Annotated in this window: 9 protein-coding genes and 2 pseudogenes; 7 read left to right on the forward strand and 4 right to left on the reverse strand. The window is 48.9% G+C overall.

What is annotated here, in order from left to right:
• Positions 1 to 292: 292 nt before the first annotated feature.
• The 3 genes from NX722_RS08385 to ltrA (NX722_RS08395) all read left to right on the forward strand — a co-directional run bounded on the left by NX722_RS08385 (position 293) and on the right by ltrA (NX722_RS08395) (position 6,196).
• Positions 293 to 1,693, forward strand: a complete 1,401-nt coding sequence (locus tag NX722_RS08385) for an IS1380 family transposase (protein ID WP_262563762.1) — start codon at positions 293 to 295, stop codon at positions 1,691 to 1,693.
• A 726-nt stretch (positions 1,694 to 2,419) separates the two neighbouring features.
• Positions 2,420 to 3,682, forward strand: a complete 1,263-nt coding sequence (ltrA, locus tag NX722_RS08390; protein WP_262565434.1) for a group II intron reverse transcriptase/maturase — start codon at positions 2,420 to 2,422, stop codon at positions 3,680 to 3,682.
• A gap of 1,251 nt (positions 3,683 to 4,933) precedes the next feature.
• Positions 4,934 to 6,196, forward strand: a complete 1,263-nt coding sequence (gene ltrA / locus NX722_RS08395) for a group II intron reverse transcriptase/maturase (RefSeq protein WP_262565434.1) — start codon at positions 4,934 to 4,936, stop codon at positions 6,194 to 6,196.
• Positions 6,197 to 6,278: 82 nt separating this feature from the next.
• On the opposite strand, the gene NX722_RS08400 is transcribed toward ltrA (NX722_RS08395), so the two are convergent.
• The 4 genes from NX722_RS08400 to NX722_RS08415 form a co-directional block, all read right to left on the reverse strand.
• On the reverse strand, positions 6,279 to 6,536 hold the full coding sequence (locus NX722_RS08400) for a DUF2442 domain-containing protein (RefSeq protein ID WP_262567605.1): 258 nt from the start codon (positions 6,534 to 6,536) through the stop codon (positions 6,279 to 6,281).
• Between the two features lie 8 nt (positions 6,537 to 6,544).
• On the reverse strand, positions 6,545 to 6,814 hold the full coding sequence (dhiT, locus tag NX722_RS08405; RefSeq protein ID WP_262567606.1) for a type II toxin-antitoxin system toxin DhiT: 270 nt from the start codon (positions 6,812 to 6,814) through the stop codon (positions 6,545 to 6,547).
• A gap of 190 nt (positions 6,815 to 7,004) precedes the next feature.
• Positions 7,005 to 8,330: an IS701 family transposase gene (locus NX722_RS08410; protein ID WP_262564860.1), complete on the reverse strand. Its 1,326-nt coding sequence runs from the start codon at positions 8,328 to 8,330 to the stop codon at positions 7,005 to 7,007.
• Between the two features lie 125 nt (positions 8,331 to 8,455).
• A complete protein-coding gene (locus tag NX722_RS08415) occupies positions 8,456 to 9,817 on the reverse strand; it encodes an IS110 family RNA-guided transposase (RefSeq protein ID WP_262563664.1) in 1,362 nt (453 codons plus the stop codon).
• A 1,007-nt stretch (positions 9,818 to 10,824) separates the two neighbouring features.
• Here NX722_RS08415 and ltrA (NX722_RS08420) point away from each other — a divergent pair.
• From ltrA (NX722_RS08420) to NX722_RS08435, 4 genes and pseudogenes are all read left to right on the forward strand, one after another.
• Positions 10,825 to 11,640, forward strand: a pseudogene (gene ltrA, locus NX722_RS08420) (group II intron reverse transcriptase/maturase); the annotation flags it as partial.
• 61 nt (positions 11,641 to 11,701) lie between these two features.
• A pseudogene (locus tag NX722_RS08425) lies at positions 11,702 to 11,818 on the forward strand (group II intron maturase-specific domain-containing protein); the annotation flags it as partial.
• 51 nt (positions 11,819 to 11,869) lie between these two features.
• A complete protein-coding gene (locus NX722_RS08430) occupies positions 11,870 to 12,046 on the forward strand; it encodes a hypothetical protein (RefSeq protein ID WP_262568759.1) in 177 nt (58 codons plus the stop codon).
• Between the two features lie 101 nt (positions 12,047 to 12,147).
• Positions 12,148 to 12,438: a hypothetical protein gene (locus NX722_RS08435; RefSeq protein ID WP_262567607.1), complete on the forward strand. Its 291-nt coding sequence runs from the start codon at positions 12,148 to 12,150 to the stop codon at positions 12,436 to 12,438.
• The last annotated feature ends 125 nt before the right edge of the window (positions 12,439 to 12,563 follow it).

A 12,563-nucleotide genomic window follows, 5' to 3' on the forward strand; every position in this document is an offset into this window, starting at 1 on the left:
AACAGCTGAGGTTTGGTGTAGCCAGCTAACGCCTGGTTCAGCCGCGTGCCGAAGGCACGTCGGGTGAGCGAAGCGAACGAACTGCAACCATTTGGTACGCCCGGCATGGGCATGAACTTATGGGGTGAAAGTCCCCTGTGGGTAAACCAGCATCGGATCTGGAGCCGAATAAGCCCACCGATGATAACCACTAGCCCGGATATTTCATAAAAAGAGGCAAGTTCCGCCCAATCACTTGATATAATTGGGTCGACCAAAAAAATGCTTCGGAAGAAGCAAACCGGAACTTGCCATGAACAAATTTACACAAGAACAGCTTCGTTTTCACCCCTCCAACGGAAAAACTATCCGGGCAGACTTCAATGGCGGAGAATTATCCTCTGATTTTGGCGCCCTGATGCTACGTGAAACAATGCTTCACAGCGGTATCATATCCAGGCTGACTGACGGCATTGACGATAAACGTCATCAATCCTACATCGACCACACCCTGCAAGAACTCATTGCCCAAAGAGTTCTGCAAATGGCCTGTGGTTATGAAGATGCAAACGACAGCAACCATCTGCGTAAAGACCCAATCTTTAAGCTTGCCAATGGAAGAAACCCACTGGACGATGATAACCATCTGGCTTCCGCTCCAACGTATACAAGGCTTGGTCAGTCCATGACCAAACGGGATATTTATAATATGACCAAAGCACTGGCTGATCACTTCATCAGCAGTTATGAATACCCGCCATTAGCCATCATTATCGACCTGGATCATACGCCTGCTATCACCCATGGCGGCCAGCAGATGAACCTGTTCAACGCCAAATATCAAGACTACTGTTACTTGCCCTTAATGATCTTTGAGGGGCTCAGCGGCAAGCTGATCACTTCGATCCTGCGTCCTGGAAAAACACCCACAGGCCGAGAGAATGCAGCTATTCTCCAGCGCCTCATTAAGCTGATCCGTACAAGATGGCCGAAAACCCATTTACTGGTTCGTGGGGATAGCCACTTTGCCCAACCAGAGTTAATGCAGGTTGTTCAGGATGACCCTCACTCCGACTACGTGCTGGGAAAAGGCGCAGGACACAAGACGGCCTTGCGACCTAAAGCCAAAGAGTTGCTGGATGAAGCGCGGAAAGCTCTCGACGTTAAAACCGGGCTGGCAAAACTGAACAACATGCCAGAGCCTGAGCGACTCAGGCTCTACGGAGAAACGGACTATCAGGCAAAAAGCTGGAAAGGGCTGGACACCCGGATAATCTATAAGGCAGAGGTCAACCAGAAAGGCGACAATCCCCGCTTTATTGTGACTTCGATGATGGAGGCTTCCCCCGAGGAAATATATGAAGACCTTTATTGTCCCAGAGGGCAGGATGAGAACTTCATTAAGCATCTGAAAAGTGATTTGTCCGGTGATCGCTTGTCAGATCAAGGCTTTCTGGCAAATCACCTGAGAATGTTTTACGCCTGCGCTGCTTATGTTCTTCACTATGAGCTGAGAACCAAGGCACTGAAAGGTACGGAGCTGGAAAAGGCACAGCCATCAACCGTGATCACAAAACTTTGTAAGGTCGCGGTTAAAGTGGTTGAGTATAAAGACCGAATCAAACTTCACTTGCCCCGCAGCTGTCCAATAAAAGGGCTTTTGCAGCATATAACCGAAGTCTTTTATTCAATGCCGCTGCCTCGACCGGGATAGTCAGCTTCATAAACTCAATCAGAATAAAATAGCGACCAACAGAAAGAGTGTTGGGGAATTCTGTTGTCCTGAAAAAGCAGGTGCTGATCAAAAAACATCCGAATTAATGGTGAGTTCGGGTTGTAATACCTTTTTCATGGACAGTAGAGCAACAGACCTCCGAAAAAATCAGAATGGGATGTTTTTTCCGGAACTTGTTGCTCATTTATGAAATATTCGGGCTAGCTTAAGGCAAGTGCAATCTCACGAGGGGTTGTGCGGAGGCAGTCTGACTGCAAAAGTGCGAGCCGACGGACAGAAATCGTATACAAGGCCGAGTCTCGTGGGCGAGTGAGCCAAGGATCACAAAGCCCTCTGGTTTGAGAGATACGGTAAATGCGGCGGTTGTGTACTGAAAGTTCATGCTCTTATCCGGGGAGGTCTGTTCAACATGCGATTGGTCAATCCCAGTTCTCAGCCACTGGTTACAACAGGCTCGGCGGACAGGGTTCATCACCCTGTTCGAGCAAACCCGATGACCACCAATAGCGCCTGCAGAAGTAATTCTGTGTGGTGATTGAACAGAAGTCAGCAGACGTCATAGTAGTTGTTCGACAGAAGTCGTTAATCCGATTGGAAGTCGTCAACGAAGGACTGAACACCGACGAAAAGAGGAGACTGATTCCCTCAACACAGTGCAGCCGTCCGGCGACTCACTGGAGTTGGCGAAAGAATCTTTAACCAGCTTTGAACCACGATCTACTGAGTTGCGCACTGGAACCTGCCAATTTGCTGAAAGCATGGAAACAAGTCAGAAGTAACAAAGGGGCTCCCGGAATAGATGGGATCACCATTAAAGCCTATCCTGACTTTGCCCGTCAGCACTGGCCTTCAGCGCGCCAAGCCTTACTCAATGGGACTTACAGACCATCTCCCGTCCTTCGGGCTGTTATAGAAAAGCCCGATGGTGGAGAACGGTTGCTGGGCATCCCGACAGTCATGGATCGAGTGATACAACAGGCCATTGTGCAGGTATTATCACCCATCTTTGATCCTGACTTCTCTCCCAGCAGCTTCGGTTACAGACCGGGAAGGTCTGCACAAGACGCTGTACAACAGGTTAATCGATACATTAAGCAGGGGCTGCATCAGGCGGTTGATGTTGATCTGAGTAAATTCTTTGATACGGTCAGCCATGATGTTCTTATGTCGAGAGTCTCTCGAAAGATTCACGACAAGCGTCTGTTGAAGCTGATTGGCCGCTACCTTCGTGCTGGCGTCATGGTTGATGGGCAATGCTACCCAACCCGGGTAGGTATGCCACAAGGCGGTCCACTTTCACCGCTGCTGTCGAATGTCCTTCTCGATGACCTGGACAAGGAACTGGAGTACCGGGGGCATTGCTTCGCACGCTACTGCGATGACTTTGTGATCCTCGTTGGCAGCCAGCGAGCCGGGGAGCGAGTGATGGAAAGCATCACACGTTACCTTGAGCGCAAGCTGAAACTGAGGATAAACCCGACAAAGAGCAAGGTGGTGAAAGCTACCGAAGCTGAGTTCCTGAGTTTTACCTTCACAGGGAAGCGAATCCGCTGGTCGGAGAAGAGTCTGAACCGCTTCAGGCGAAAAATCCTGAAACTCACCAGCCGAAGCTGGGGAGTATCGATGGAATATCGCTTGAAGAAGCTGGCCGAATATATCCGGGGCTGGATGGGTTATTTCAGGATAACCGAATATTACAGTCCTATACCGCGACTGGATCAATGGATACGTCGGCGGATTCGCTGTTGTTTTATCAAACAATGGCGAAAGCCGAAAACCCGTTACAGAAATTTGATCAGGTTAGGTGTTGATCACATCAAGGCCGCCTCGATTGCAGCCAGTAGCAAAGGGTATTACCGGCTAAGCAAAACCTATGCGGCACAGTTAGCATTAAACGACAGTTTTCTCAGTAAACTCGGGCTTGTTTCTCTGAAAGACTTGTGGATCAGGTTTCACCACCCTCGGTGAATCGCCCGGTGCGGACCCGCACGCCGGTGTGATGTGGGGGCTGGAGGTTAGAGACCTCCGGCTACCCGATTTAGCTGTTCCTTCTAAGCTGTGAACTCTCGTATTTTTGCCCAATATTATCGACTCTGACCCCAGCCACATACTCTGAACTAAAAATGCTACAAGTTTCACAGATCTTGAGCTTATTTGCCCCAGATACAAACTCTGTTGCCTATTCTGGCGTTGCACGAATGAAAGAAACTCTGAACCTGCTTGCCGACCACAAACTCAGGAGGTGATGCGAATGGAATAAGCCAAAAACTCTTGATTCGATGGTCGGCATTGCACGCTGGAAAAAGTAATAAACCTGATCGCCAGATTGCACAGAACCAAAGAAGTCTTTTGCTGATGAACGCTACCGCCTACCAGCAAAGATAAAACTTACAGTACATTCCTTTGCGCATTTAGGGCTGACATGGATGAAAAATATACGACAGCTCCCAATCGCTAACTTTGTACGCAGAGAATACTGGTTTCAGGTCTTGATTTCGAGGGTTATATGAGATGACAACAGCCTTTTGCTGTAGAGGAAGAAAAGGTACTGAAGTTTAGGAACAGCTAACGCCAATTTCAGGGGCTGCGCCGCAGGCGCAGCCCCCTGGAAATTTTTGGTACGCCCGGCATGGGCATGAACTTATGGGGTGAAAGTCCCCTGTGGGTAAACCAGCATCGGATCTGGAGCCGAATAAGCCCACCGATGATAACCACTAGCTTAAGGCAAGTGCAATCTCACGAGGGGTTGTGCGGAGGCAGTCTGACTGCAAAAGTGCGAGCCGACGGACAGAAATCGTATACAAGGCCGAGTCTCGTGGGCGAGTGAGCCAAGGATCACAAAGCCCTCTGGTTTGAGAGATACGGTAAATGCGGCGGTTGTGTACTGAAAGTTCATGCTCTTATCCGGGGAGGTCTGTTCAACATGCGATTGGTCAATCCCAGTTCTCAGCCACTGGTTACAACAGGCTCGGCGGACAGGGTTCATCACCCTGTTCGAGCAAACCCGATGACCACCAATAGCGCCTGCAGAAGTAATTCTGTGTGGTGATTGAACAGAAGTCAGCAGACGTCATAGTAGTTGTTCGACAGAAGTCGTTAATCCGATTGGAAGTCGTCAACGAAGGACTGAACACCGACGAAAAGAGGAGACTGATTCCCTCAACACAGTGCAGCCGTCCGGCGACTCACTGGAGTTGGCGAAAGAATCTTTAACCAGCTTTGAACCACGATCTACTGAGTTGCGCACTGGAACCTGCCAATTTGCTGAAAGCATGGAAACAAGTCAGAAGTAACAAAGGGGCTCCCGGAATAGATGGGATCACCATTAAAGCCTATCCTGACTTTGCCCGTCAGCACTGGCCTTCAGCGCGCCAAGCCTTACTCAATGGGACTTACAGACCATCTCCCGTCCTTCGGGCTGTTATAGAAAAGCCCGATGGTGGAGAACGGTTGCTGGGCATCCCGACAGTCATGGATCGAGTGATACAACAGGCCATTGTGCAGGTATTATCACCCATCTTTGATCCTGACTTCTCTCCCAGCAGCTTCGGTTACAGACCGGGAAGGTCTGCACAAGACGCTGTACAACAGGTTAATCGATACATTAAGCAGGGGCTGCATCAGGCGGTTGATGTTGATCTGAGTAAATTCTTTGATACGGTCAGCCATGATGTTCTTATGTCGAGAGTCTCTCGAAAGATTCACGACAAGCGTCTGTTGAAGCTGATTGGCCGCTACCTTCGTGCTGGCGTCATGGTTGATGGGCAATGCTACCCAACCCGGGTAGGTATGCCACAAGGCGGTCCACTTTCACCGCTGCTGTCGAATGTCCTTCTCGATGACCTGGACAAGGAACTGGAGTACCGGGGGCATTGCTTCGCACGCTACTGCGATGACTTTGTGATCCTCGTTGGCAGCCAGCGAGCCGGGGAGCGAGTGATGGAAAGCATCACACGTTACCTTGAGCGCAAGCTGAAACTGAGGATAAACCCGACAAAGAGCAAGGTGGTGAAAGCTACCGAAGCTGAGTTCCTGAGTTTTACCTTCACAGGGAAGCGAATCCGCTGGTCGGAGAAGAGTCTGAACCGCTTCAGGCGAAAAATCCTGAAACTCACCAGCCGAAGCTGGGGAGTATCGATGGAATATCGCTTGAAGAAGCTGGCCGAATATATCCGGGGCTGGATGGGTTATTTCAGGATAACCGAATATTACAGTCCTATACCGCGACTGGATCAATGGATACGTCGGCGGATTCGCTGTTGTTTTATCAAACAATGGCGAAAGCCGAAAACCCGTTACAGAAATTTGATCAGGTTAGGTGTTGATCACATCAAGGCCGCCTCGATTGCAGCCAGTAGCAAAGGGTATTACCGGCTAAGCAAAACCTATGCGGCACAGTTAGCATTAAACGACAGTTTTCTCAGTAAACTCGGGCTTGTTTCCCTGAAAGACTTGTGGATCAGGTTTCACCACCCTCGGTGAATCGCCCGGTGCGGACCCGCACGCCGGTGTGATGTGGGGGCTGGAGGTTAGAGACCTCCGGCTACCCGATTTATGTGCGGGGTCAATGCTTTGTTTCTGAGGGGGCTACTGGTACACCCAAAATATATAAGGTATCTTTACTGAAATCTTGTTCATTTGGCCATTCAATTGAACCAAAAGCTACTTTGACTTGTTTAAAATATGACTCGTTTTTTAATTCAGAGAAAATCCCTTTTTCTAAAAAAGGCTCTACATCAAAAACCTTTTGCTCATTATTTTCAAACTCAACTCTGAGCTTGAAATTCTCCAATGCTTCGACACTTTTAACTGATGGATTCATAGTTGCACCTATTTTAAAGGATCAATTTTGAATACCGAGTCACCATTAATGGCTAAATCCCAATTCGCCATTAGGTTTTCTTTGTGAATTTCAATCCAAGCATCTACAAGTTTTTGTTTGTTCTTTGGTAAATTACCTTCGAGCACTTTCCCTGAAGGAATTTCAATGATTGCACTATGATCCTGATAATGAACATGGATATGAGGCATATTATGCTGCTGATTGTCAAAGTAATACATACGAACAATCAGACCATAAAACATTGATATTGTAGGCATTTTCAAATCCCTGGATTGAAGTCACATCTCATTATACCTGATAAATTTTCGATGTTCATTTGAGGTTCTCAGGTTTAGAGTTCTTAAAACATGAACGTTCGGTAAAATATTTAGTGTCGGCACAGCCAACCCCGTCAGGCGCACAATTTAAACCTGCCTGAACCGTTTAAATCATTGGTTCTGAGTTCATTTATGCCGCTTTTTCCAAAAAACTATCCGGACGTTCGTTTTTATCCGGCAATTTCAGCTCTAATTTTTGCTCATATCGGTTCCAGCAGCCACGAATTCGAAACTGCGGAATAATCCAAAACAGCGCGCGCCTAAGCATTCCGGCCGTGACAGTATCGGGATGCCTCCAGGCAGTTTTGGCCAGGGCAATAGCCGCTGGATTTTGACAAATGGTCAGCAATTGCAACAGCGCATACCCTGCCATTTTAATGTGCATCCATCGTAACAGCGTTCTGAGTTTCTGCTGCCATAAATGCTTGCATCCAAACTCGTGTTTCAGTTGCTGGAACATAGGCTCTATAGGCCACCTGAGCGAGTAGGCTAATAGCACTTCATCGGCTTTCAGGTCAGGATTGGTGGACAGAAATAGTTTGGTTTCTGTTTCTCCCTTGTCGTTTTCAAAACGACTCCAGACGATTCGGACAATACGGCCTTTCAAAAAACGAGCCCGGCAAATACAGGAACGAAAAGAGACAGTCCGGTTCTTTCTGTAAAGCCAGAGAGTCATCTTGGTCTCTGGTAATTTCTCTACTTCCTCAGGTGTCATTTTGACACCATACTTACGCTTGCGGCCTTTCCTTTTGAAAGGAGAGGGAGGAAGCGCATCGACTGGAAGCGCATAAAGTGCCCGGTTTTTGGGTATATGGCCAATGACCTCATACCCAAGCTCAAGCGCGGGCTGCATCATGGTGTGATTCATAAACCAGCAGTCAGTGAGTAGCCGCAAAGCTCGCCCCTGAAGAGTCTGCCGTACAGATTTCAGCATGGCCTTTGCAATTTTAAGTTTACTGATATTGCCTGATTTAGGTGATGGAAATGCCATCACTGGAACCGCAGTATGCACCTTGTCTGATGGTCTCTGGAAAGGAATAGCCAGAAAGACCCAGCATTGACCAAGAAGATAAGTACACCGGTTCTTTTTCTTGCTGTGTTGGTGATGTATTCGGCATGCCGGTGCTTTGTCAGAGCAACGTTCGAGTGTCAGGTCGTCAAGAATCAGGGGAATGGTCTGACCGTCAGGCACTTTAGAACTGACCAGCAATATCAGACGATGCGCCAGGTTTCGCCAACGCCACTTACCTTGGGAGACCCAATGATGGTAGCTGTTCCAGAAATTTTCGTAGTGGATCGTCAGAAGGGCTTGTGTAACAAAGCCTTCGCCAGAAAGCATGCCACCCAGAAGTAACTCACAGAACGTCGGTGCCGCAAGTGGTGATAGCGCTTTTGCAAGAAATGTCGTATATAAAGAAAGCTCTCGAAGGATTACTTTCTGATCTGAAGTGAGCATGGCAACCGCTTTTTCCTGGTAGATGAAGCGGTTGCTTAACCTATTTCGGCATCAAAAAATACAAAACGTTAGTACTTATAATTCTCTTCTGAGTAACTCCTTCGGGACTAGTTATTTGCATAGAGTCAAGATGGTGAGGCTGTTTCAATTTCGACCAGTTTGTAACCCATGTCTTCAGCGCGCTTTCTCATGTTTTTAATGACTCGGTCACGGTATTGCTCCTCGTAGTAATCCTGACCTCTATCTACGTACTCTGAGCCGTTTTTCAGCATGCTGTAAATCAGCCGGGCAAGTTTATGTGCAGTCGCTGTAATCGCTTTTGGTGCCCCCAGCTTACTTCTCATTCGACGATAATAGGCTCCCAGCGCACTTTTCGAACTCACCAGAGTCAGTGCAGCCATACGCAGAGCAGAAGCGGCCCGGTTAGGGATTCTTTTGGTCTTGCTGCTCAACACTTTGCCTCCTGATATCTTGTTTCCCGGGCTCAGTCCCAGCCAGGAACAAAAGTGCTTCACTGTCGGCCAGCGACTCATGTCTGTACCAATTTCAGAAACTACCTTCAGGGCGGTATTTTCCTCTATTCCCTCAATCGATGTCAGATCTACCCCTGTCACCCGGTAAAGGTGAGTTCTTACATCAAAAGCAGGGGCGCTGGCTGATTTGCGTTTTGCAGGCAGAGAGATACTCTCGGACTTATCATCAAACTGGTTCAACTGGTCTTCCAATGCCTTGTCACAAGCTTCAATTTGCTTTTCGTAAAAATCATAAAGCTCAACAGACTGCTTTAAGGCAAATAGGTGTTCCACCCGGTAATGCCCATGCAGTGACTTAGCAATGACTTTCTCTGATTTTTTACAATGAGAGTCCCGGTGTTTGGCCAGTACCTCTGGGTCACGCTCTCCCGCGAGAATGGAGAGAATGATACCCATCCCCGTTTTGCCAGTGATATCCGCAACGACATTGTCCAACAACAGGTTCATTTGCCGTAAAGCTTTCTGCATGTGCTGTATGTGCGACGCCCGGTAACGGATCAGGGTTTCACGCTGACGCATATAGGCACGCAAGGCACACACCTGATCTTCAGGGCGAAAAGCTCCCTCAAGCAGGCCATGAGTATGCAGTTGTTGTAACCACTGACAGTCCTGCACATCACTTTTACGACCAGGGACGTTTTTAACATGACGAGCATTCACCAGTTTGACGTCAAGGCCGTGCTCTTCAAGCATTTCGAAAGCGGGAATCCAATAGATTCCGGTAGACTCCATGACCACGGTCGTAATTCCGATTTTCACGAGCCATTGAGTCATCATTTCGAGATCAGAGGTAAAGCAGGCAAAAGACCGAACCGACTGTTCATCGAGCTCTTTAGGGACAGCAACAAAGTGGAACTCTGAACCAATATCAATGCCTGCAGCATAGAGGTTCACGGTTTTTAGATGGCCAGATATCCGCTTTTGAACTTTAGCCGGATTTGGGTTGTGTTTCATGACTGCGTTCCTACACTACTGAACGAAGGCATATCCGGGTATGGGGCTGTCGATCATATGCAGTCTTCTGAACGAGATCGCCAGGCGTCATCAGTGATGCGGTCGCCAGCCTCCCGACCACGCTAAACTTCGGGCAAGAGCACCAGTGTGCGTTCGGTCTCTGGCTCGGATATGCCTCCTTCCTTATCGTAGGACGAAGAATTGAGGTTGGCAGCTAAGAGTTACTCTGGGTTGTGTGCCCGCCGGGCGGGCTAGTCCGCTAAACTCGAGTTGAGGTTGGTATGAGCACATAACGCCTGGTTCAGCCGCCGCCGAAGGCGGTCGGGTGGAGGGGCATAGCCCCGGAACGAACTGGAACCATTTGGTACGCCCGGCATGGGCATGAACTTATGGGGTGAAAGTCCCCTGTGGGTAAACCAGCATCGGATCTGGAGCCGAATAAGCCCACCGATGATAACCACTAGCTTAAGGCAAGTGCAATCTCACGAGGGGTTGTGCGGAGGCAGTCTGACTGCAAAAGTGCGAGCCGACGGACAGAAATCGTATACAAGGCCGAGTCTCGTGGGCGAGTGAGCCAAGGATCACAAAGCCCTCTGGTTTGAGAGATACGGTAAATGCGGCGGTTGTGTACTGAAAGTTCATGCTCTTATCCGGGGAGGTCTGTTCAACATGCGATTGGTCAATCCCAGTTCTCAGCCACTGGTTACAACAGGCTCGGCGGACAGGGTTCATCACCCTGTTCGAGCAAACCCGATGACCACCAATAGCGCCTGCAGAAGTAATTCTGTGTGGTGATTGAACAGAAGTCAGCAGACGTCATAGTAGTTGTTCGACAGAAGTCGTTAATCCGATTGGAAGTCGTCAACGAAGGACTGAACACCGACGAAAAGAGGAGACTGATTCCCTCAACACAGTGCAGCCGTCCGGCGACTCACTGGAGTTGGCGAAAGAATCTTTAACCAGCTTTGAACCACGATCTACTGAGTTGCGCACTGGAACCTGCCAATTTGCTGAAAGCATGGAAACAAGTCAGAAGTAACAAAGGGGCTCCCGGAATAGATGGGATCACCATTAAAGCCTATCCTGACTTTGCCCGTCAGCACTGGCCTTCAGCGCGCCAAGCCTTACTCAATGGGACTTACAGACCATCTCCCGTCCTTCGGGCTGTTATAGAAAAGCCCGATGGTGGAGAACGGTTGCTGGGCATCCCGACAGTCATGGATCGAGTGATACAACAGGCCATTGTGCAGGTATTATCACCCATCTTTGATCCTGACTTCTCTCCCAGCAGCTTCGGTTACAGACCGGGAAGGTCTGCACAAGACGCTGTACAACAGGTTAATCGATACATTAAGCAGGGGCTGCATCAGGCGGTTGATGTTGATCTGAGTAAATTCTTTGATACGGTCAGCCATGATGTTCTTATGTCGAGAGTCTCTCGAAAGATTCACGACAAGCGTCTGTTGAAGCTGATTGGCCGCTACCTTCGTGCTGGCGTCATGGTTGATGGGCAATGCTACCCAACCCGGGTAGGTATGCCACAAGGCGGTCCACTTTCACCGCTGCTGTCGAATGTCCTTCTCGATGACCTGGACAAGGAACTGGAGTACCGGGGGCATTGCTTCGCACGCTACTGCGATGACTTTGTGATCCTCGTTGGCAGCCAGCGAGCCGGGGAGCGAGTGATGGAAAGCATCACACGTTACCTTGAGCGCAAGCTGAAACTGAGGATAAACCCGACAAAGAGCAAGGTGGTGAAAGCTACCGAAGCTGAGTTCCTGAGTTTTACCTTCACAGGGAAGCGAATCCGCTGGTCGGAGAAGAGTCTGAACCGCTTCAGGCGAAAAAATCCTGAAACTCACCAGCCGAAGCTGGGGAGTATCGATGGAATATCGCTTGAAGAAGCTGGCCGAATATATCCGGGGCTGGATGGGTTATTTCAGGATAACCGAATATTACAGTCCTATACCGCGACTGGATCAATGGATACGTCGGCGGATTCGCTGTTGTTTTATCAAACAATGGCGAAAGCCGAAAACCCGTTACAGAAATTTGATCAGGTTAGGTGTTGATCACATCAAGGCCGCCTCGATTGCAGCCAGTAGCAAAGGGTATTACCGGCTAAGCAAAACCTATGCGGCACAGTTAGCATTAAACGACAGTTTTCTCAGTAAACTCGGGCTTGTTTCCCTGAAAGACTTGTGGATCAGGTTTCACCACCCTCGGTGAATCGCCCGGTGCGGACCCGCACGCCGGTGTGATGTGGGGGCTGGAGGTTAGAGACCTCCGGCTACCCGATTTATGCGACGGTTGGCACGGAGTAGAAGTATATGAGTTTGAAAACATTAAAGTCGCTGCACGGTAAAGCTAATGAAAACGACTTCGAGACAATCAATTTTCTTTACCAGAACAGAGGGCAAGATTTATCAGATGCGCTGGATAACTTGATAACTTATTTGAGCAGGGATCAAATCGAGCAAAGGTACTTCAGGCAGTCATCAAGGTTACGAGTTAAAGGCGCTACAACAGGAACGAACTTTAATTATTTCGTTCTTCTGGGGGGAGTGATAACAGTAAACAAATATAGACAAGACGAACTGAAGTGGGTTTTAGGCGCATAACGCCGTTTTCAGGGGTGCGACCACCGGGAGCATCCCTTGGAAAACATTGGTACGCCCGGCATGGGCATGAACTTATGGGGTGAAAGTCCCCTGTGGGTAAACCAGCATCGGATCTGGAGCCGAAT

The sequence above is a fragment of the Endozoicomonas gorgoniicola genome (genome assembly GCF_025562715.2).
GTDB lineage: Bacteria > Pseudomonadota > Gammaproteobacteria > Pseudomonadales > Endozoicomonadaceae > Endozoicomonas_A > Endozoicomonas_A gorgoniicola.